This is a genomic window from Levilactobacillus tujiorum (assembly GCF_012641185.1).
Classification (GTDB): Bacteria; Bacillota; Bacilli; order Lactobacillales; family Lactobacillaceae; genus Levilactobacillus; species Levilactobacillus tujiorum.
In genome coordinates this window covers 19,426-40,169 of the sequence record NZ_JAAXLK010000001.1, presented here as the reverse complement: position 1 = coordinate 40,169, position 20,744 = coordinate 19,426, and the positions used below count along the sequence as shown (strand labels likewise).

General features: G+C 50.3%; 18 protein-coding genes. 9 read left to right on the top strand and 9 right to left on the bottom strand.

Features of this window, described 5'->3' with window-relative positions; genetic code table 11:
- Positions 1 to 301: 301 nt before the first annotated feature.
- Both dnaN and dnaA read right to left on the bottom strand, forming a co-directional pair.
- The gene (gene dnaN / locus HF569_RS00180; RefSeq protein WP_168900860.1) at positions 302 to 1,441 is read right to left on the bottom strand and encodes a DNA polymerase III subunit beta; all 1,140 of its coding nucleotides are present in this window, start codon (positions 1,439 to 1,441) and stop codon (positions 302 to 304) included.
- Between the two features lie 267 nt (positions 1,442 to 1,708).
- The gene (dnaA, locus tag HF569_RS00175; protein ID WP_168849353.1) at positions 1,709 to 3,067 is read right to left on the bottom strand and encodes a chromosomal replication initiator protein DnaA; all 1,359 of its coding nucleotides are present in this window, start codon (positions 3,065 to 3,067) and stop codon (positions 1,709 to 1,711) included.
- Between the two features lie 536 nt (positions 3,068 to 3,603).
- On the opposite strand from dnaA, the gene rpmH reads away from it, so the two are divergent.
- From rpmH to mnmG, 6 genes are all read left to right on the top strand, one after another.
- On the top strand, positions 3,604 to 3,738 hold the full coding sequence (gene rpmH / locus HF569_RS00170) for a 50S ribosomal protein L34 (protein ID WP_081624573.1): 135 nt from the start codon (positions 3,604 to 3,606) through the stop codon (positions 3,736 to 3,738).
- 104 nt (positions 3,739 to 3,842) lie between these two features.
- Entirely contained in the window at positions 3,843 to 4,199 is a 357-nt protein-coding gene (gene rnpA, locus HF569_RS00165; RefSeq protein ID WP_168849352.1) for a ribonuclease P protein component, read from the top strand.
- 2 nt (positions 4,200 to 4,201) lie between these two features.
- Positions 4,202 to 5,035, top strand: a complete 834-nt coding sequence (gene yidC / locus HF569_RS00160; protein WP_240821922.1) for a membrane protein insertase YidC — start codon at positions 4,202 to 4,204, stop codon at positions 5,033 to 5,035.
- Positions 5,036 to 5,844: 809 nt separating this feature from the next.
- The gene (gene jag, locus HF569_RS00155) at positions 5,845 to 6,624 is read left to right on the top strand and encodes an RNA-binding cell elongation regulator Jag/EloR (RefSeq protein ID WP_168900859.1); all 780 of its coding nucleotides are present in this window, start codon (positions 5,845 to 5,847) and stop codon (positions 6,622 to 6,624) included.
- 205 nt (positions 6,625 to 6,829) lie between these two features.
- Positions 6,830 to 8,224, top strand: a complete 1,395-nt coding sequence (gene mnmE, locus HF569_RS00150) for a tRNA uridine-5-carboxymethylaminomethyl(34) synthesis GTPase MnmE (RefSeq protein ID WP_168900858.1) — start codon at positions 6,830 to 6,832, stop codon at positions 8,222 to 8,224.
- A 102-nt stretch (positions 8,225 to 8,326) separates the two neighbouring features.
- Positions 8,327 to 10,237 carry a tRNA uridine-5-carboxymethylaminomethyl(34) synthesis enzyme MnmG gene (gene mnmG / locus HF569_RS00145; RefSeq protein ID WP_168900857.1) on the top strand — a complete coding sequence of 637 codons (1,911 nt, stop codon included), beginning with the start codon at positions 8,327 to 8,329 and terminating at the stop codon, positions 10,235 to 10,237.
- Between the two features lie 252 nt (positions 10,238 to 10,489).
- Here mnmG and HF569_RS00140 read toward each other — a convergent pair whose 3' ends face one another.
- The 4 genes from HF569_RS00140 to HF569_RS00125 form a co-directional block, all read right to left on the bottom strand.
- Positions 10,490 to 10,759, bottom strand: a complete 270-nt coding sequence (locus HF569_RS00140; RefSeq protein WP_168849348.1) for a hypothetical protein — start codon at positions 10,757 to 10,759, stop codon at positions 10,490 to 10,492.
- 181 nt (positions 10,760 to 10,940) lie between these two features.
- Positions 10,941 to 11,624: a YjjG family noncanonical pyrimidine nucleotidase gene (locus HF569_RS00135; protein ID WP_168900856.1), complete on the bottom strand. Its 684-nt coding sequence runs from the start codon at positions 11,622 to 11,624 to the stop codon at positions 10,941 to 10,943.
- A 121-nt stretch (positions 11,625 to 11,745) separates the two neighbouring features.
- Positions 11,746 to 13,092 carry a branched-chain amino acid transport system II carrier protein gene (brnQ, locus tag HF569_RS00130; protein WP_211089569.1) on the bottom strand — a complete coding sequence of 449 codons (1,347 nt, stop codon included), beginning with the start codon at positions 13,090 to 13,092 and terminating at the stop codon, positions 11,746 to 11,748.
- A 94-nt stretch (positions 13,093 to 13,186) separates the two neighbouring features.
- Entirely contained in the window at positions 13,187 to 13,834 is a 648-nt protein-coding gene (locus HF569_RS00125) for an NAD(P)-dependent oxidoreductase (protein WP_168900855.1), read from the bottom strand.
- 119 nt (positions 13,835 to 13,953) lie between these two features.
- Between HF569_RS00125 and HF569_RS00120 the strand changes: the two genes are divergently transcribed.
- Positions 13,954 to 14,538 carry a GNAT family N-acetyltransferase gene (locus HF569_RS00120; RefSeq protein ID WP_232842515.1) on the top strand — a complete coding sequence of 195 codons (585 nt, stop codon included), beginning with the start codon at positions 13,954 to 13,956 and terminating at the stop codon, positions 14,536 to 14,538.
- Positions 14,539 to 14,566: 28 nt separating this feature from the next.
- Here the strand turns inward: HF569_RS00120 and HF569_RS00115 are convergent, their stop codons facing one another.
- A complete protein-coding gene (locus HF569_RS00115; RefSeq protein ID WP_168900854.1) occupies positions 14,567 to 15,094 on the bottom strand; it encodes an acyl-CoA thioesterase in 528 nt (175 codons plus the stop codon).
- Positions 15,095 to 15,250: 156 nt separating this feature from the next.
- Between HF569_RS00115 and HF569_RS00110 the strand changes: the two genes are divergently transcribed.
- A complete protein-coding gene (locus HF569_RS00110) occupies positions 15,251 to 16,462 on the top strand; it encodes a condensation domain-containing protein (RefSeq protein ID WP_168900853.1) in 1,212 nt (403 codons plus the stop codon).
- A gap of 50 nt (positions 16,463 to 16,512) precedes the next feature.
- On the opposite strand, the gene HF569_RS00105 is transcribed toward HF569_RS00110, so the two are convergent.
- Positions 16,513 to 18,336, bottom strand: a complete 1,824-nt coding sequence (locus HF569_RS00105; protein WP_168900852.1) for a DUF5776 domain-containing protein — start codon at positions 18,334 to 18,336, stop codon at positions 16,513 to 16,515.
- 153 nt (positions 18,337 to 18,489) lie between these two features.
- A complete protein-coding gene (locus HF569_RS00100) occupies positions 18,490 to 19,686 on the bottom strand; it encodes a multidrug effflux MFS transporter (protein ID WP_168900851.1) in 1,197 nt (398 codons plus the stop codon).
- Between the two features lie 336 nt (positions 19,687 to 20,022).
- Here HF569_RS00100 and lepB point away from each other — a divergent pair, with 336 nt between their 5' ends.
- Positions 20,023 to 20,622, top strand: coding sequence for a signal peptidase I (gene lepB / locus HF569_RS00095; RefSeq protein ID WP_168900850.1), 600 nt, complete (start codon positions 20,023 to 20,025; stop codon positions 20,620 to 20,622).
- Positions 20,623 to 20,744 lie beyond the last annotated feature (122 nt).

The following is a 20,744-nucleotide window of genomic DNA, read 5'->3' as shown; positions in this document are numbered from 1 at the left end:
AAAGATTTTGAAAATCACGAAACATATGCGCACGCAATCACTGAAATTTCATCCAAAAATGGTCACTTTTACCAACTTTTTCAGGAATTTTCCCGCGTACCACGCCTGTCCACCACATAACCTGTTATTTTCGGCTCACGAACGACTGTTTTCACGGACTAACCCCATTGTCAGCATTGGATTGGCTAAGCCAGTCTGCCCCCCTGAAAAATGAGCCTCAACCTTTCAACACATCTCTTCAAGCAGATGACACAAAAAGCGCCGCCTCCTAATCGAGACGACGCTTTGTTAGGTTGTTGATTTAGAAGGTCCGAACTGGCGTAATCAGTTGGATAAAGTTGCTGGTGTCTTCCGTTGGGACCAAAGTAAATGGCCGCAATGCTGAGGTAAACGCCACCCGGATCGTCGTTTGACCAAATGAGCGGAGCGCGTCCTTCATGTAATCTGGGTTGAAGGAAATTTCCAGATCCTCCCCCGTGATTTCTTTGGGGGCCAACGCTTCTTCAACGTTCCCGACATCGGGAGAGTTACTGAAGATCGTCACTTGGTTATCTGTCGGCGTCAACGTCAATTTAACCACGTTGTTCCGCGATTCGTGTGACAACAGTGAGGCCCGTTCTACGGCCGCCAATAATTCAGGCGCTTCGAACTCAACATTGGTCGACGCTTCCTTAGGAATCAAGCGCGACGTGTCGGGGTAGTTCCCCTCCAGTAAGCGTGAGTAAAATGACGTGTCGCCCAAGAGGAACAAGACTTGGTTTTCAGAGAATTGCATCTTCACGTCGCTGTCATCGTCACCGATCATGCGTGAAAGTTCCGTTAAGCTCTTCCCAGGAATAATCACATCGAACGCTGCGTTGCTTGGCGTCGGCAATTCGATCTGACGTTGGGATAGCCGGTGACTATCCGTTGCCACGGCCAAGAACTGGTTGTCCGCCAAGACAAAGTGAACCCCGGTCAAAATCGGCCGACTTTCCTGATTGGAGACCGCAATAACCGTTTGGCTAATCAATTCTTTGAAGACTGCGCCAGACAGAACCACTGAATCGCCGGCATCAACTTCTGGTAAGTGCGGATAGTTGTTCGCATCCTGACCGTTGATGTTGAAGGCGGCCGAACCAGAAGTGATTTCCGTTTGGAATCCGTCCTTAACGGTGACCGTCATGGTTTGTTCTGGCAAACGTTTAACGATTTCGCTAAAGAAACGGGCGGTGAGGACAATCGATCCTGGTTCATCAATGGTTAAACCAATGTCAGGATCGTCGGCACGAATCAAGGTTTCGATTGAGATGTCTGCGTTAGACCCGGTTAGTAATAGGCCCGTATCGCTGGCAACAATCTTGATCCCCGTCAGAATGGGAATGGTGGTCTTGGAGGAAATGGCCCGAGACACATTATTAAGTTCCTTAATGAAAGCTGCGCGGTTAATGGAAAATTTCATAAGTTGGGATACTCCTTCGTGGTGCGTAGTTAACTTAATTAAAAGAAAAAACAGTAGCCGTAGTAGAGCGGTGTATTCTGTGGATAACTTTAGAAAACAGCTTGTGTTACTAGACTTTCCACCTGTGGATAACTTGTGGAAAACTTTGGACCTTTTTAAATCTTATCCACACGCTGTGGTCGTGATAGGTCTATCATACCGCAACTGGTCGCAAAAAAACCGCTCCGAGTCTGCTAACTTGAGTGCGCGGACTCGAACGGTTTCGTTCTAGCGCCGTAGTTCGTCTTTGAGGTTGTCGATGTCTTTTTGGAGCTCGGCATCCGTTTTGAGTGAATCTTGAATCTTATCATAAGCGTGGATGACCGTGGTGTGGTCTTTGCCGCCGAACTCGTTGCCAATTCGTGGCAGCGAAGCTTCAGTTAGTTCGCGTGAGAGGTACATGGCGATTTGCCGGGGCACCACGATGGCTTGCTTACGTTTCTTACCCTTTAAATCTTTGAGCGAAACGTGGAAGTAGTTGGCCACCCGATCTTGAATGACGGGGATCGTAATCGCATCCGTGGCATTCGCGAGGTTGAGGCTCTTGAGGGCTTCAGCGGCTAGATCGGTAGTAATTGGCTGACGCATCAGTTGATGGTAGGCTTGAACGCGCGCTAGAGCACCCTCAAGTTCACGCACGTTAGAGTCGATCTGACCAGCGATATAACTCAAGGTATCATCTGGGATGTCGATCTGATCAGCGTCGGCTTTGTTTCTAAGAATGGCGATCCGCGTTTCGAGATCCGGTGGCGTAATGTCAACCGATAATCCCCAAGCGAACCGGGAAACTAGCCGGTCTTGGAGCTTAGGAATCTCGTTTGGTAAACGGTCGGAAGTCAGAACAATCTGCTTCTCGTCGTCATAAAGCGCATTAAATGTATGGAAGAACTCTTCTTGCGTTCCTTCCTTATTAGCGAAGAACTGAATATCATCGACCAGTAGCAGGTCAACGTTGCGGTACTCCTGTCGAAACTGCTCCTGCGTTCGTGTCTGAATCGCATTAATAAAGTCGTTGGTGAAGGCCTCGCTAGTGACATATTTGACCTTGGTGTCCGGGCGATCTTCGAGCATTTTATTGCCGATCGCATGCATCAAGTGGGTTTTACCAAGGCCCACGCCACCGTAGAAGAACAGCGGATTGTACATCACGCCGGGTTCTTCGGAGACGACCAAGGCCGCAGCATGGGCCATTTGGTTGCCTTTTCCGATGACGAAAGTGTCAAATGTGTAGCGGGAGTTCAACGCCGTTTCCTTCATAAAAGTGGGTGTCGGTTCGGCCGTGGCTGGTTCCTCAGGGGTCGCAGTCTTAGCCTTGCGCGTAGCTTGTTGTTGACGTTCACTTTCAATGATTAAAACGGGTTGAATATCTTCGTGAGCGGCTTGGTATGCGTATTCTACCAATTGCTGGTCCAGGTGTTGATGGGTCCAGTAATCACGATGCAGGGGTGACGGAAGTTCCAACGTTAACCGGTTGCCTTCTAAGGCAATGGGCTTGGCAGTTTCAATCCAAGTCTTGTAGGTCGTTGGGGTGTTATTTTCCTCAAATAACGCCTTGATATCAGTCCATAAAGTTGACATATCTGGCACTGATGAATCCCCCTATTAATCTTTTAGATAGTCATTTTCCAGAAGGGCGTACGAGGCCCTAACGAAAACGTAAGTCCAGTGTAGCATGAAGAAAAAAAGTTTTCCACAGGTCATTTTAAGCTGTGCATAATTGTTTCACAGAAAGTGAATTGAGTTATCCACAGGTAGGCCAAAACCTGTGGATTGTTTTTGGAATAATAAGTTATGCACAGCCTTCTGTTAATCAGGAAAAGCATAGTATCAAGTGTTTCACAAGTTATCCACAAAATTCACTGAACCTAATTCCAAAAAATAAACAGGCTGTGGAACGGTGGATAACCTGGTGGGAAAGCCCGGAAAAACTTTTTTTGAAATCGAGAGTTATCCACAAGCAAAGTGCATGAAACAAATTTTAGCGGGGACAACTTTTTCTTGGAAATTCAAAGTTCCTATTTCCATTCCGGCGAATTTATGCTAATATGTTCAGGAAATGCATTTAGTATTTGTCTGGCTTCACCAGATAAAAAATAGTCATAGTTAAGAGAGGAGATTTTACGATGAAGCGCACTTTCCAACCAAAGAAACGTCACCGTTCACGTGTCCACGGCTTCCGCAAGCGTATGAGCACTAGCAATGGCCGTCAAGTATTAGCACGTCGCCGTCAAAAGGGACGTAAAGTATTGTCTGCATAGGCCGCTGATGGTTCAGTGGTCTTTTTATTTTATCTGCGAGCAGACTGGGACCCTAATCGCTCGCGGACTGTTCAACAAATCGTTGAGAACTTTGGAGATGCACCATGCGAAAATCTTACCGCATTAAGAAAGAAGCGGAATTTCAGCAGGTCTTTGAAACCAGAAATTCAGTCGCTAACCGGCAATTTGTGGTGTATTCAATGGCAAAGCCTGATCAATTACATTTTCGAGTTGGCATTTCGGTCGGCAAAAAGATTGGTAACGCGGTCCACCGTAACTGGGTGAAGCGCCGGATTCGGCAGAGTCTACTCGAGCTAAAGCCCTACCTCAAGCAGGATGTGGACTTTCTCGTGATTGCTCGGCCCCGGGCGGACGGCATTTCCATGACCGATGCGAAGAGCAGCCTGATTCATGTTTTGAAGCTGGCAAAACTGCTAGATTCCAATTATAGCGAGGAATAAACGTGAAAAAGTACAAACGTACCCTACTTATGTTAGGTATTGTGAGTTTGGTCTTTATCCTTTCCGCTTGTAGCAACGCGCCAATCACTGATAAGAGTACCGGGATTTGGGACGGCTGGATCGTTCTGAACTTCTCTCGGGCCATTATCGGCTTGGCACACATGTTTGGCGGGAGCTACGGTGTCGGGATTATCATCTTTACCGTGATTGTGCGGATTATCTTGTTACCACTGATGATTTTCCAGACGCGGAGCATGCGTAAGACGCAAGACCTGCAACCACAATTGAAAGCTTTACAGAAGAAATACTCTTCTAAAGATCGCGAAACCATGCAGAAGATGCAAGCCGAACAGCAGAAGCTGTATTCGGAAGCGGGCGTTCACCCCATGTTGGGTTGCCTGCCGGCAGTGGTTCAGTTGCCCATTATCTGGGCGCTGTATCAAGCGATCTGGCGGACGGCCGTACTGCGGTCAGGGGACTTCTTGTGGCTACAATTAGGTCACAAGGACCCGTATTTCATCCTACCGATCTTGGCTGCGGTTGCCACGCTGATTAGTTCGTGGTTAAGCACCAAGTCGATGCCAGAATCGAACTCAATGAGTACCATGATGGTTGTCGGGATGCCGGTGGTGGTCTTCTTCACCGCCCTGAACGTGCCATCATCACTGTCCTTATACTGGACGATCTCATACGTGTTCCAAGTTGGCCAGACCTTGTTAATTCAAAATCCGTGGAAGATCCAAGCGGAACGCGATGCCAAGGATAAGGAAAAACGGGAACATGAACGCGCGGTACGTAAAGCAATTCGTCGTGCCAAGCAGAGTAAACGCAAGTAAACAGAACGCATAAATGCATTTTACAAGCTCGGAGCCATCAAATGGCTGCGAGCTTTTTTGTATACAGCCAAAGATTGAAACTTAAAAAGGTTCTGTAAAGGCCGCGGCATTACGATAGAAAAATAGATAAACAGATAATTCCTGCCGCCTTGCCGTTCGCCAAATTTGAGCTGGAACGCTATGGGGAGGACGGCTAGAGCCATAGAGCGGTCTCTAGCCTCGCTTTGACCCGAAGAACACGTGTCAAAGTCGCCATTTATCAAGAGAACCACTTGATAAATCCCACGGCTGAGCTCAAATTTGGCTCACTCTCGGCTACACAGATATTGTCCTCTATAGTTGCTGAGAGCTGATGTACCAAGCGGTTAAACCAATTTGCTAATCAAAGGCTAACATAACCGGAGGAGGGCAGAGGTGGAGCCAGCCGGGGGACCGCTTCTCAGGCCGCAGGCGGGCCCCACAGCAGGCGGAATCTCTGACAGCCGCAGGTGACGGGTTTAGGCCGTTTTTCAGATTAAAATCCTGGTCACTTCAGCGTTGATAATGATTTTAGTCCTTTCAACCTTCAGGTATACAGTGGTTCATCACCTCCTTCAAGGGCCCCTTATTAATTACTAAGGATATTTTATCGGGATTCGTGGCACCATTTCCAAGAGCTTAGACAATCTTTAAGGTTTGTAGGCTGCAAGCGAGAATGGCTTGGGGCAAAAAGGGGACGGGTGACCGTGACTTTCAGGTGGATTAGCAGGGTGTGGGGAGGTCATTATGGTATACTGAGTCTTAGCGAAAAAGACATGGAGGAATGGACGATGACAATCTACACGGGGAAAACGGAAGAAGCGGCGATTGCAGCGGGGTTGGCTGCGTTGAATAGCCGCCGTGACCAAGTCATCACCAAGGTGGTTGCCACACCACGGAAGGGATTGTTCGGGATCGGTCGCCGGGATGCTATGGTGGACGTGGTCTTGAAGACGGTGGCAGAGCCAGCCTCGACCGCAACCAGTGCGGCGCCGGTAGCTGAGCAAGCGGCAACGTCACAAGCGCAGGCGACTAGCAGTGCTGCCACGGCACCAGCCCCACATTCAGCGGCGGCCCCGGCAGAACCAACAGTGACCCCACAGGAACGCCGTCAGCGGCGCGAGGCGGCGATTGAAGCCGTACAGGACTACTTGGCAACGATTGTTGAGCAACTCGGCATAGACGCCACGATAGACATGGAGACGGGCAGTCATCGCCAGGTGCGGCTGATCTTCACCATGGATAAAGAAGGCCTACTGATTGGTAAACATGGGCGGACGATCAACGCCTTACAGAGCCTTGCACAGTTATTCTTGAACCATCATGGCGCCGCGCACGTTGAATTGGAATTGGACGTCGCAAACTATCGTGAACGGCGCGCCGCAACGTTAACCCGGCTAGCGGAGAGCACGGCGCGGGAAGTGGTCGCAACCGGCAAACCGATTTATTTGGACCCGATGCCCTCGTTTGAACGGAAGCAGATTCACGCGGTGTTGGCTAAGAATCGGTACGTGACGACGTATTCTGCCGGAAAAGAACCCCACCGCGCGGTTGTGATTGAACCGGCATAATTTTCGTTTGACAAACGACGGATTACCCCTTATAGTGAAGACAATCATTCTTATCAAGTTTACGATAAAGTAGTGAAAGTACTTTATCCACGCACAGTTAGGTGGCGTGGAGTAGGTGCTTTTTTTTATGGCGTTAAATGATACGCCCGGGTCGATTAACGGAACTTGGTTAAGAAAAACAGACAGAAAATGAGGAGGATGGCTTATGGCAGTCACCACAACAGAATTTGATACGATTGCAGCGATTTCTACGCCACCTGGTGAAGGTGGGATCTCCATTATTCGGCTGAGCGGTGAAGAAGTCTTTGCCGTCGCTGGTAAGCTCTTTAAAGGGGCAGATTTAACGAAGGTTGCGAGCCATACGATTCATTATGGTCACATCATTGATCCCGAAGATGGGCAAGAAGTTGATGAAGTCATGGTGACCGTGATGCGGGCACCGAAGACCTATACCAAAGAAGACATTATTGAAATTAATTGTCACGGTGGGATCGTCGCGACGAATCGGATTCTACAGTTGTGCCTGAGCTATGGTGCGCGATTGGCGGAGCCCGGGGAGTACACTAAGCGGGCTTTCTTGAATGGACGCATCGACCTCACGCAGGCCGAGTCCGTGATGGATCTGATTCGTGCTAAGACGGATAAGTCGATGAAGGTTGCTTTAGACCAATTGGACGGTGACCTGTCGAAATTAATCCGGCATTTGCGGCAAGACATCCTCGACGCCTTGGCGCAAGTTGAGGTAAACATTGACTATCCAGAGTACGACGATGTCGAGACGATGACCACCAAGATGTTGCTGGAAAAGGCGCAAGAAGTTAAAAAGCAAATTCAAGCGCTCTTGGCCACCGCTAAGCAGGGGAAAGTCCTCCGCGAAGGACTGGCGACCGCGATTGTGGGACGCCCGAATGTGGGAAAGAGTAGCCTGTTGAATCACCTGTTGCACGAAGACAAGGCGATTGTGACGGACGTTGCCGGCACCACGCGAGATGTGATTGAGGAATACGTTAATGTTAAGGGTGTCCCGTTAAAGCTCATCGATACGGCCGGGATTCGTGATACGACGGATAAGGTTGAAAAAATTGGGGTTGAACGGTCCCGTAAGGCCATCAACACTGCTGATTTAGTGATGCTGGTACTCAACGCCAGTGAGCCTTTAACGGTCGAAGATCAGGAACTGCTGACTGCTACGGCGGGGACGCAGCGAATCTTAATTTTGAACAAGACCGATCTGCCGCAAAAGCTGGATATGGCCGCGTTGAAGCAGGCAGCCGGTGATAGCCCGATTATTGAGACGTCGATCCTGCAGAGTGCGGGTTTGGATAAGCTAGAGGAGACCATTGCCCACCTGTTCTTTGACGAGGGGATTGAGTCCAGTCAGAACACGGTGATGGTCACAAACGCCCGGCACATTGGCTTGTTACACCAAGCCAGTTCCGCGCTCGATGACGTCATGCACGGCATCGCAGCGGGGATGCCCGTCGATTTGGTTCAGATTGATATGACCCGCGCCTGGGATTTACTGGGTGAGATTACGGGTGACAGCTACCAAGACGAGCTGCTCGACCAGCTGTTTAGTCAATTCTGTTTAGGAAAATAGTGATGAACCCGGCCGTTATGCGGTTGCGGCACAAATTTTAAATGATTAAGAGATCGTCTGATTGCTAGTCAATTGGCGATCAGACACGGAGGGAAAAGAACCATGACTGAAGTAATTGAATACCCGGGACAGGACTACGACGTCATCGTCGTGGGTGCTGGCCATGCTGGTAGTGAAGCGGCGTTGGCAGCAGCGCGGATGGGGAATAAGACCTTATTAATGACGATTAACTTAGACATGGTGGCCTTTATGCCATGTAACCCATCAGTTGGTGGGCCAGCCAAGGGGATCGTGGTCCGTGAAATTGACGCGTTAGGTGGCGAGATGGGTCGCAATATCGACAAGACCTACGTGCAGATGCGGATGCTCAACACGGGTAAGGGGCCAGCGGTTCGTGCTTTACGGGCCCAAGCTGACAAGCATGCCTACCACGCTGAAATGAAGCATACGATTGAACGGGAACCTAATCTGACGTTACGTCAGGGAATCGTCGATGATTTGATCGTCGAAGACGGCGCCTGCAAAGGGGTCATTACCAATACGGGAGCGCACTACCGCGCTAAGGCTGTGGTGGTCGCTGCCGGAACTGCTGCGCGCGGGAAGATTATTATTGGGGAATTGATGTATTCCTCAGGTCCCAACAACTCCCAACCCGCCAATAAGCTGACGGCCAACTTGCCTAAGTATGGTTTTGAGCTGGAACGGTTCAAGACGGGGACGCCACCACGGGTCGATGGCAATACGATTCATTACGACGAGACCGAGGAGCAACCGGGTGACAAGGAGCCGAACCACTTTAGCTTTACCACGCCGGACAGTGCCTACCTGGACCTCAAGAACCAGTTATCTTGCTGGTTAACGTACACGAACCAGAAGACTCATGAAATTATCAAGGCGAATTTGGATCGGGCACCGATGTTTACCGGTGTGATTGAGGGCGTTGGCCCCCGGTACTGCCCATCAATTGAAGATAAGATTGTGCGCTTTGCGGACAAGCCGCGGCACCAACTCTTCTTGGAACCAGAAGGTCGCAACACTGATGAATGGTACGTTCAAGGGTTATCGACGTCGATGCCAGAAGAAGTGCAACAGAAGATTCTGCACTCCATTCAAGGCTTGGAAGACGCGCAGATGATGCGGCCCGGTTACGCCATTGAATACGATGTCGTTTCGCCTTATCAATTGCGCCCGACGTTGGAAACGAAGCCGCTGAAGAACTTATTCACGGCGGGACAGACCAACGGGACTTCGGGTTACGAAGAGGCTGCCGGCCAAGGCTTACTTGCCGGAATTAACGCGGGATTACGGGCCCAAGGCAAGCCTGGCTTCACGTTGAAGCGTTCCGACGCCTACATCGGCGTGATGGTCGACGATCTGGTTACCAAGGGGACGAATGAGCCCTACCGGTTACTGACGAGTCGGGCCGAGTACCGCTTGATTTTGCGGCACGATAACGCCGATCTCCGATTGACGGCTAAAGGGCACGAGCTGGGACTGATCAGCGATGACCGGTACCAAGATTTCTTAGCCAAGAAGGCAGCGCTGAAGGCGGAAATTAACCGGTTAAACAGCATCCGGATCAAGCCTAACTCGGCGATCAATGCCTTTATTGAGAGCCATGGCGATAAGCCCCTGCAAGATGGCGTACTCGCAGCCGTCTTCTTGCGGCGGCCATATGTAGACTATCAGACGTTGCTGGACTTCATTCCAGCGCCTGAGCAGCCCCTAGATCGCCACATTGTTGAAGAGATCGAAATTTCATTGAAGTACGCCGGCTACATCAAGAAGGCGGAAGACAACGTGGCGAAGTTGAAGCGGATGGAAGCGAAGGCGATCCCCGCTAAGATTGACTACGATGCCATTGATGGTTTAGCTACTGAGGCGCATCAGAAATTGAAGAAGATTCAACCAGAAACGTTGGCGCAGGCGAGTCGAATCAGTGGGGTTAACCCAGCTGATATTGCGATCTTGAGTGTGTATATCGAACAAGGAAAGATTGCCAAAGTAGATTAGAAACGAAAGCAAAGGCCATTCCCCCGGGGATGGCCTTTTTAATAACTATTATTTTAATTATTAGTAGGTATGCTGTTATTAATAATTGATTTACAAATTACTTACAGCATCTTTGCAGAAATGATACATCAGACTGTTATCCTATAATGACCGGTTGGCAAATTGGGGCGGTGGTTCGCCAGTAGATGGTGGGTGGAAGGGGAGTTTAAAGAAGACACTAAAAAACCACGCTCTGCTTAGCGTGGTTCAGGATTAATTGTGGCCACTTCCAAGAATAAAGGCGCGGCCGATGGAAACGATTAGAAAAACAACTTGTAAGGTTAAGTCAATTCGGTTCAACGGATTGGCATCCGTCGTACTCTCAAAAACATTAAAATGCAGCATCGCAGTAATCAGCGAACTGAAACAGAGAAAGGCAACGATCTGGGGCGTCTGAAGAAGGAGCATGGCAGCGAACAGAACTAACGTCAAGATTGGGACAAACACTTTGGCAGGAGTCGTAGGAAAACGCGTTTCGGTCATGAGTCTTCACCTCGTTTCGTTTAAATGAGAATATGAGATTTTGGTTATAACTTGTTACCATCATACCAGATTTTCTGGACAAAAGGGGAAATTAAAACGCAGAATGGAAAAATAATTGACTAAATAGCGAAAAATGCCCAAGAATGTCGACGGTGCGACCATTCTTGGACATCAGTTAAGCCTAGGCTAAGAGGAGTTGTTTGAGTGTGGTGAAGGAATCGACTTCGTAAGTCGGTTGATAAGCTGCCGTTCCCGCCTGATGGTGAGGATTGAACCAGATACTATTAAGGTGGGCGTTAGTGGCGCCAAGAATGTCGGAGTGGAGGCTGTCACCGATCATGACGGTATTGGCAGCGGACATCGTTGGGTAGTGATTGAAGATGGGCGCGAAGAAGCGCTGATCCGGTTTGTCGAACCCAACATCTTCGGAGATAAAAATACTGTCAAAATAAGGGGCCAGGTTTGAGCCGCGCAGGCGGTTAAGTTGAATGGACTTAGTGCCGTTAGTCCCGGCAATGACGGTTACGCCAGCGTGCTTGAGGTCCGCCAATAATTCGGCCGCACCGGGAAGCGTGTAGTAGTTGTGATCAAGCATGGCCTTGTACTGCTTTTCGAGAGCGAGGCCGTCGACGGTTACGCCTAGCTCATTAAATGCTTGCGTAAACCGCGCGTTCAGCAGGGGTGCGCGATCGGCGCCAAGTTCAATTTGGTGCCAAATATTGCGATTAATTTGAACGTAAGTGGCCAGTCCTCGCTGAATATCGGTCACACCGTTTTCTCGTAACAGCTGGGTGACCCCTTCATTTTCTCCCCGGGTAAAGTCCAGGAGGGTATCGTCTAAATCAATGATGGCATATTTTTTCATGGGCACGCACCTTTCAAATGAGTTTCCCTGATTTTAGCAAAAATTGGCTAAAAGTACCAATAGCTTCGTGTAAAAAAGGGCCTGAGACATGTGTCCCAAGCCCTCGGCAGGTGTGTCAAATTTAATCGATCGTTTTGGATCTAATGATGCGGCTCAGTACCCAGCCCAAGAGGACCCCGATCGCCGCGGGGGCGACCCAACCGAAGCCTTGCGCGGCTAGTGGCAGGTGTTGATTTAACGTCAGAATTGACTGGATCAATGACTGCCGTTGCCAATCTGCGGGCAGGGCGGCTACGGCGGAGAAGATTGCGGGAATGAGTGTAAAGAGCATCGTCACGCCGAACAACCACCGACTCGTTCCCAATAGGGGGGACAGGACGGCTAAAACGATGAGTACAATTGCTAACGGATAGAGGAACATCAGCACTGGCGTGGAGTAACTAATCAGGTTGGTCAAGCCAACGTTGGCAAATAAGCAAGGCAACGCGCTAGCGAAGATGATGAGTCCCGTATAAGGGAGACGCGGAAACATACCGTGAAAGGTGTCACCGAACGCTGAAATCAGCCCAATGGCCGTCTTTAGGCAGGCGATAATCACGATTAAGGCTAAGAGCAGATTACCGAAGACCCCAAAGTATTGGTTGGCAATTTGGGCCAGTGTGATTCCCCCGTTGGCTGCGGCCGCGAATTTACCCAAGCTCATCGTCCCCATGAGTGCCAGTAACGCATAGATGAGGCCCATGAGCCCGACGCTGATGGTGCCAGCCTTGATAACGTCTTTGGCAATCTGACCGGGTTCCGTGACCCCCAGTGCGCGAATGCTATCAATGACGACGATGCCGAAAGCCAGCGAGGCTAAGGCATCCAGGGTGTTGTAGCCCTCGGTAAAGCCGGTGGCTAGCGGGCTGGTGACGTAGGCGCCACGGGCAGGAAAGTCAAAGCCGCCCATTGGTTTGATGAAGGTGGCTAAGATCAGCAGGCCCAACAATATGAGAAAAATAGGGGTGAGCCATTTGCCAATGTACGTCATCAGTTTGCCAGGATTGCGCGCGAGTAGCCAGGCAACCACGAAGAATAAGATGGAGAAGCTAGCTAACACGAGGCCTTGATGAGCGGGACTAACGAAGGGGGCGATGCCAATCTGAAATGAAGTCGTGGCCAGTCGAGGCAAAGCGAAGAAAGGCCCCACGGTGAGGTAAAGCAGCACCGTAAACAGATAGGCGAACGGTCGGTTAACCGTCTTGGCGAGGTCGAAGACACCCTCACTGCGGGTTAAGCCGATTCCCGTGACCCCCAATAGTGGTAAGCCGATCCCCGTAATTAAGAGACCGATGATGGCCCAGCCAACCTGCTGGCCAGCTTGCTGACCCAAAAAGACTGGAAAGATCAGGTTACCGGCACCGAAGAAGAGACCGAATAACATCATGCCGATAAACAGAAGTTCCCGCCAAGATAATCGAGTTTTCAAAGTAATCGCAACTTTCTATAGTAAGTACGGTCTTGTAGACCTTAGTAAGCATAGCAAAAAAAGGCGCCCAAAGAAACGGGCACCTCTCATAAATTTATTTATCAGCGACGGTAAATCGTGTTTGCTGGTGTTGGGGGTGTTCAATCTCATCTAAGATGGCTACGGCCATGGTGCCCGCGGAGGTGGTTGACTGTTGATCAGTATTGACCAGAAGCTCGTCATCGCCTAGCAGGTAAGGTTGGGCTGCGCCGGGATGGAAATCAGCGGCCGGTGAGATGCCGACCCAGTTGACGTTATCAACGTCGCGTAAAAAGTTGAGTTCTTTCAATTGATTCTGCGGAATACTTAAGAAGCTGGCTGCCTGGGGATCCTTGGCGATGTCGTCAACGAATAAATGGTGATCGTCGCCGGTCTGAAGACTCCCCGCACCGAGAATAAAGACCAGCCGTGGTGTGGTGGTTGCGCGCAGTTTAGCCACTAAGCTCGCAGCTAAATCAACGTGTTGAAAGGCCAGACTAGGCGCTGTGGCAAAGGCATCGATCACGACGTCCGCTTGACTCAGCTCGTCCGTGGTTAATTCGAAGGCATCTTGCACCTTGGTCGTGAGCTGCGGATTGGCGGGTAGCTGGGCCAACTTCTCTGCTGACCGGGCCAGCGCCGTCACTGTGTGTCCGCGACGGAGGGCTTCCGCAACGAGTGCGGAACCGGCCATACCGGTTGCCCCGATAATAGTAATTTTCATAACAGAACCTCCCATATTTGCTGGGATCAGTATAGCGGTTTTTGATAGCGGCGCCAACAATTGTGGCTCAACTCGGTTAAGGATGTGGTAGAGTAAGAGAAAATACCGAGGGGGCAACAATGATGAAAAGTGTGGTTCAGGGACAATTGGTGCATTTGACGGAGATGCGTGACGGAGATGCCGAGTGGTTACAAGACACGCAGTGGGAGCCGGGCTTGCTACGGAACTTATCTGCTGACGCCTTACACCCATGGACGGCCGCTGAATATGCAGAATTAGCGGCGGGACCGGACAGCGATGACAAATTTTTCTTCATGGTCCGGGCCAATGCAGACGACGGGCTACTGGGCTGGGTGATTCTTGATGAGGTCCAGCACAAGAACCGGCGAGCCGAGCTCGGTATTGCGTTGCCGGTGGTAAGTGATCGGGGCCAGGGATTCGGCACGGATACCTTGAATACCATTCTGTCGTTTGCTTTCAATGAACTGGGATTACATAAGGTGACCTTGGACGTCAATGCGAACAATCAAGCGGCCTTACGTGCCTATGCCGCCGTGGGCTTTGTACGGGAAGGGATTAATCGAGAGGCGGTCTATCAAGATGGAAAATGGCTAGACCTTTACCAGTATGGCATTTTGGCGCAAGAGTGGTGGGCTGTTTCACGTGGAACAATTCCAGATGAAGAGCTACCAGCAGATGAGTAACCCAGCGGCGGTGTTTCACATGAAACAATTAGTTGCTGGGCCAAGGTGAGTTGGTCGTGACGTGCGCGTTGAGTGCGCCCTGTTCTTGGCGCCGCTGCTTACGTTGGGCCGTTCGTTGGCCATACCCCCGACACAGGTAGCGTTGCTCATCGGTGATGGGCGTGACACCTGGCAGAGGTGTCGTGACGGACTTATCATCAATCACGTAAGTAATAAAGCAAGTGAAGCCGACGAATCGTTCGCCGGTGGTCAGATTTTCGCCGATGATTTTGACAAAGACTTCCAGTGAACGGGTGCCCGTCCCGCTGACGTAGGCTTCAAGGATCATGGAATCGTCGAGATGAAAGGGCTGTAGAAAGCTGACGTGGTCAAACGAAGCTGTGACCACGGTCTTATGGGTCAGACGTACGGCGGCAACGGAGGCACTGTCGTCGACTAGTGAAAGGATCTTGCCACCGAAGACCGTTTGATGCTCGTTTAAGTCGGGTTGAAAGACGCGGTGGGTGGTTACAATAAGCGTCGCGTTGCAGGAAACTGGGGTTGGTTGAGTTGTCATAAGAGTCACTCCATTCATTAACGGATACCTTCATTCTAGCAGACTGCAAATGAGGTTACAGTATTATTAACTTTTCGCTATATCTTGATGGATTCATGGAGAAAAGTTGGCGGGCTTTGCTATACTGAACCTAAATTAAACCGAAGGGGTGATCGTGTGAATTATCGTGGCGAACCAATGGATTTAATGCCAACGCTGGACTTGGATCAAGCAGCGCCACTGTTGGAGTGTACCCTGAGTCTCATGCACCCCGTTGATGTCGAGCGGTTGTTCGCCGCCGTGAAGACGACGCAAACGGTGGTCCCCCAGATCATGAGTCGTTATAATTTGCGCAAGAATCGTTTTGAAGAACAATCGGCGCAGTTACAGCGGGTCATTGAGGAGTTCACGGCTAGTCATGATCCGGGCCGCGGTCAGTTGGATGTCTTGCAGGGGCCGCAACTGAAGATTCAGGTGATTCACTATGCGGATTACGATCAGCTACGGTTAATCATGAGTCGCCTGTTGACGGATGGTGAGGGCTTTAAGCACTACTTGTACTTGCTGGCTGCGGCTTATGATGGTCAAGATTTGACGGACTTTGTGAATGAGCGGAGTGGGCGGCGCATCATGAATTTCTTACGGCATCCCCATCGCCCTCTTCCTCAGAGTAGTGATGCACCAGTTGCTGAGCGTTTTCCTCAGCTGGCCGGTGACGTTCATCACCATAAGGGAGAAGTCCTCATTCCTAGAGTCGAGAGTAAACGCCTGCGCCAGTTGGCTCGCCATCAGGGAGTCACCATGAATGCGGTGCTACTTTCGGCGTACGCGTTGGCGCTGTTTTCGTTGACGGGTGAACGGCAATTGGTCATTCCGTATCAGGTGGATTTGCGGTTGCACGGGCCAGTTGCGGCGACCAACGTCGTCCAGGTGGCTAATTTAACCAGTCAAATGCCGGTCACCATTACGATGCAAGAGGGGGCTACGCTACAAGCGGTGGTTGCCCAGACGCAGGCGACCCTCACCCAATTGCATGAGCGCCTAGCGTATCTGGCCCCGCTGGTCGAGATTAACCGCATGAGTCGAGCGTTGCCGCCAGAACTGGTACGCCGATTGACGAGAAAACACCGCGAAGGGGCCACGGTCTCCTTCGCCAATTTTGGGCACGTTGATCATACCCGGCTAAAATTCGGTGAGATCCCAGTCACCCAAATTTACTTCGCGGGAACGTATCGGACGATGCCGAGCTTCCAACTCACGATGAGTGCTTACCACGATGCGTGGACCTTGGCCTTTCGGATGTTGGGGTCGGAACCGGACTATCAATTGGGCATTAAAATTTTAAAGAACGTCGTAACGCAGCTGAATCAGTGGGGTCACGACAAATAAAAACACGCCTTACCAGCTCGGGTAGGACGTGTTTTTGTATCGCCATTAAGTTAATAACGGGTGGTGACAAATTTTGGATTAGCCGTAATGTAACCACCGGCAACGCGGTAACGGAGGGTTCCCGGAGTTGTGGTGCTCGTGCCACGGGAGTAATCCCAGCCTAAAACCTTAAAGACGTGATGGCTTTTGGCGGCGTAGTGCTGCTGCTTGTGAGTCAGGTTGACCGTCGCGTAACGGTTAACGGCGGTTTTAGCCCGAACCTTAGTTGGCACTGATTGTCGACCCGCGGTCACCAAATGTTTATTGGCAGAAATGTAGGTGCCGTCGTTCAGTAGGAAGCGCGTTGTCGCGTTATGGGTAACGACTTTCTTGACGGTCAGTTGCGTCCCTTGGCGATAGTGCGTGATGGGGTGGCTGAGCGCGGCAGTAGGATAACTGTTGAGACCCTTGGGGTTAATCACCGTCACTGTTTGTGGAGCACTCTGATAGTACGGCGAGGCGACGTAGGCTGAGTTAGTCGTGATGTAGCCCGTTTGACCATAAGTTGGGGAAGCACTATTGAGATCGCGAACGTGGTAGCGGGCGTTGCCAGCGGTTGATTTAGTTTCACCAATGACCGTGAAAGTTGGCTGCTTCATCTGCGGCTTCTTGACGTACCAAGTGAGCCGACTGGCTGTGGAAAAGTTCTTGGTACTGTAAAGCCCAATCTTTTTGGTAGCAACAACACTGAAGGGACTAAACGTTGCCTGATCAGGTTCTGAAGGGGTCGTCGGGGTTGTTGGTGTCGGCGTTGGTGTTGGATTAGGGATCACCGGATCGGGGGTGGTGAAACGGTAGCTTTCAGTTGGCTCCCACACGTAGGTTTCGTTGCCAGTGAGTGCGGTATCGCCCTTGTAACGAGAATAGAGGTCGAGGTTGCTTAGCACTTCCCCCTGAGGATCATAGTCTTTGTAGCCCTGAAGAGGATCGTTATTGATAAAGTCAACCGTGCCATCACCTACAGACTGCCAATTACCGGTGAAGTTAGTGTCGGCAGTCGGTCCTGTTAACATAGAGTTCGATATAAATGCGCCATTGTCGAGTCGCATATCTTTACTCAACGTGATGTTTTGCAAATTGACCCCATCGAACAGGTATCTAGTTGTGCTGGGGGTGGCCCAATTACTAAGATTTAAGACGCTGAGATTGTCATCGCCGGTGAACATATTATTGACTTGTTCTGCATGAGTATTATCAAGTTGTGACAAGTCCAGGTTCACAAGAGCGGTATCCCCGGCAAACATATAGGCAAGGGGATGTGAGTTAGCGTCCGTCAGACTGGGTGCTGTAAAGGTTTTGAGGCTCGTATCATAGGCGAACATATAATTCAGACCGTTTGTGTCGTTTGTGGCACCACTTACGTCCAGATTATCAAGTCCCGAAAATGTCGTGACATTTGGGAGATGGGCGAAGAAATAGTTAGCTAAGACATTTGAAAACGTGCCGTTACTCAGGGTAAGTTTGCCGGTTAGTTGAACCTTGGTAATCGAGTTCTGGAAATAAGTATAGAGGGCATCATAAGTACTGGAATCGGTAGAAACAGAACTAATGAGATCGTAGAGCAATAGCCCATTTTCTACTTGAGAGTAGGATGCTGCGTAAGGAGTCACGGTGCCACCGCTGAGTGAGAGCACGCCATTCTTTAAAGTCCACGTCACATCTGAATCTGCCATGGTACCGTGGGTTGGTGCCAGTGAGTCAGCCTGTGCGTTGCGCGCTGTAAGTTGGATCATCGGTAACTGCCATTGGTTGGTATGATGAAATGTGGCGACGGGTGAGGTCACACATATGCCTAAGACAAAGCTAATTACGAATAGCCAAATTTGTCGTTTCATAATACCCCTCCTAAAATATACTTTGTTAAAACAATCACTTTCGGGACCAGTATAGCATTTTTTTAATTAATTCGGACAAATGTTGTCTGGATGAATAGTTGTCGAGCGAATAAAAAACGCTCAGGATTTTTCCCGAGCGCACAACTGTTAAGATTAAGCTGTCTTTTGAGTCTTGCCTTGATACGTGACTAGGCCCCAAGCCCCGGCATTACAAATGAAGAGCATGATGGCCATCGCCGCGTAGGATTGACCGGTTAAGCCGACTAGCGGTGAGGCCAAGCCCCCACAGGCGTTTTGTGCCAAGCCGACGACGGCCGAGGCACCCCCGGCATTCTTAGTGGCTTGATCCATGATAATCGTAACGGTCAGCGTGAGTAACGCCCCGATCAAGATGACCATGGCAAGGACTAGGCCGCTGACGACCCACACATTGGCGGGGAACAGCAACGTTGCCAGTAACACCAGGCTTACGACGGAGGCAATGGCGAGGAGACCCGTGACTTGTTGGTGGTTAGAGTAACGCCGTGATAGTTGTCCCGGCAGGTTACTGCCCACGACGATACCTAAACCGTTAAACGCATAGAGTAGGCTGAACGTTTGCGGCGCCATCCCAAAGCCTGTTTGAAATACGAAGGTTGAGGCAGAAATGTAGCTGAAGAGGCCACCGTAGACGAGGCCAGTTGCTAAAATTAGTGGCCAGAAGGCAGGTTGAACGACCAAGCGACCCATTGCGCCCAGGGAACTGTGAAAGCCCCCAGTTTGGCGTTCCGCTACGGGCAGAGACTCTGGCAAACCACCGGCGACGGCTAGGGCGATGACTAAGCCAATCGCAGCCAGTAGAATGAAGATGGCTTCCCAGTCAACGTAGTGAATCATAAAGCCCCCAATGATGGGCGCTATGATTGGAAAGACGCCGTTGACGGTGTTTAAAAGCGCATAGAAGCGCGTTAATTTCTTCCCGGAGAAGAGGTCGCGGGCCACGGCACGGGCCATCACCTGACCGGTGGCCCCGGCGAGCCCCTGAATGAAGCGGAGGATGATTAATAAAGTGATTGAATGAATGAAGGCCATGGCCAGTGAGACGAGGCTGAAGATGATGAAGCCGGCAATCAGGGGCTTACGGCGGCCATATTGATCGGACATTGGCCCGGCAATGAGTTGACCTAAAGCCAAACCGATCAGACAGGCAGTAATGCTGAGTTGCATCAGCGAAGCGCTGGTAGCAAACTGAGTGCGCATTTGCGGTAAAGCTGGTAAGTAGAGGTCGATGGCGAGAGGACCAGTGGCGCTGACGGTTCCCAGAAGCAGGGTAAGCCAGATTTGACGGCGCCGAGTAAGAGTAGGATTCAAAAGCAGTCAGCCCTTTCGGTATTTTATAAATTTTGCAATAACCAGTGAAGACAACGCTGGGCCACCACTCTCTGCAGAATGGCGGCCCAGGTCATTATGTATGGCAAAGCGTATTGATTTATTATTGCTGGAAACGGCCGATTTTGCAAGTCGTAACGTCACAGTAACCTTTCATTTTGGTCTCAAACGTGTAAATTTTTTGTAAAGCACAGGATAGTGGAGACGGAAATGTTATGATTGAAAACGACACTACCGACTAAAATAAATGCCCGAAAGCTGGCAGGTGGTGTATGATAATAACATAATTAGTGATTCCCGAAAATAAGGAGTGCCATCATGAAAAAACTAAAGGAAATCTTGAGTTGGATTGTGCCGGTCATCATTGGGCTGGCAATTGCCTTAGCTCTCAAACAGTTTGTCTTTACCCGTGTGCGGGTAGACGGGCCGTCCATGGAGCCTAACCTGAATAATAACGAAAAGGTCTTTGCTTGGAAGATGTCCAAAGTGAAACACCTCAGTGTGATTGTCTTTGACGCCCACGGGGAAGACCCAGCCGCGAAGCCCAACACCAACTATGTAAAACGGGTGATCGGGTTGCCCGGTGATACGGTGAAGAGTAAGAATGGCTACATCTATGTGAATAATAAGCGGATCAATCAAAACTTTATCAGTCGGAGTGAACAGACGTCAGGGACCGGGAACTGGACCTTAGCGGATCTGCAGCGGCAAAACGACTGGCAAGGTGGGAAGAATGGTAAGATCGCGACGGTTGTCCCTAAGGGTAAGTACTTTGTGCTCGGGGACCATCGCAGTGTCTCCAATGACAGTCGCTACTGGGGATTTGTCGACAAGGATAAGATTGTCGGCGTCGTGAAGGTGCCATTCTGGGCCTCCAACAAGACCAAACGAGTGAATATTAACTCGTTATCTTACTAAATACTAACAGTAATCAGAGTCCGGGCTAAGTGGCCTAGGCTCTTTTTTGTCGTGTCGAAGTGGTGTGGTGACCCGCGGTACGAAATGAATTTCAAAAAAGTTTAAGTATCCGCTTACAAGTT

What these genes read in the sequence shown, in the direction of transcription:
- dnaN (WP_168900860.1), bottom strand. Translation starts at nt 1,441, where the DNA reads ATGAAATTTTCCATTAACCGCGCAGCTTTCATTAAGGAACTTAATAAT.
- rpmH (WP_081624573.1), top strand. Translation starts at nt 3,604, where the DNA reads ATGAAGCGCACTTTCCAACCAAAGAAACGTCACCGTTCACGTGTCCAC.
- rnpA (WP_168849352.1), top strand. Translation starts at nt 3,843, where the DNA reads ATGCGAAAATCTTACCGCATTAAGAAAGAAGCGGAATTTCAGCAGGTC.
- jag (WP_168900859.1), top strand. Translation starts at nt 5,845, where the DNA reads ATGACAATCTACACGGGGAAAACGGAAGAAGCGGCGATTGCAGCGGGG.
- mnmE (WP_168900858.1), top strand. Translation starts at nt 6,830, where the DNA reads ATGGCAGTCACCACAACAGAATTTGATACGATTGCAGCGATTTCTACG.
- mnmG (WP_168900857.1), top strand. Translation starts at nt 8,327, where the DNA reads ATGACTGAAGTAATTGAATACCCGGGACAGGACTACGACGTCATCGTC.
- HF569_RS00140 (WP_168849348.1), bottom strand. Translation starts at nt 10,759, where the DNA reads ATGACCGAAACGCGTTTTCCTACGACTCCTGCCAAAGTGTTTGTCCCA.
- HF569_RS00135 (WP_168900856.1), bottom strand. Translation starts at nt 11,624, where the DNA reads ATGAAAAAATATGCCATCATTGATTTAGACGATACCCTCCTGGACTTT.
- HF569_RS00125 (WP_168900855.1), bottom strand. Translation starts at nt 13,834, where the DNA reads ATGAAAATTACTATTATCGGGGCAACCGGTATGGCCGGTTCCGCACTC.
- HF569_RS00120 (WP_232842515.1), top strand. Translation starts at nt 13,954, where the DNA reads ATGATGAAAAGTGTGGTTCAGGGACAATTGGTGCATTTGACGGAGATG.
- HF569_RS00115 (WP_168900854.1), bottom strand. Translation starts at nt 15,094, where the DNA reads ATGACAACTCAACCAACCCCAGTTTCCTGCAACGCGACGCTTATTGTA.
- HF569_RS00105 (WP_168900852.1), bottom strand. Translation starts at nt 18,336, where the DNA reads ATGAAACGACAAATTTGGCTATTCGTAATTAGCTTTGTCTTAGGCATA.
- lepB (WP_168900850.1), top strand. Translation starts at nt 20,023, where the DNA reads ATGAAAAAACTAAAGGAAATCTTGAGTTGGATTGTGCCGGTCATCATT.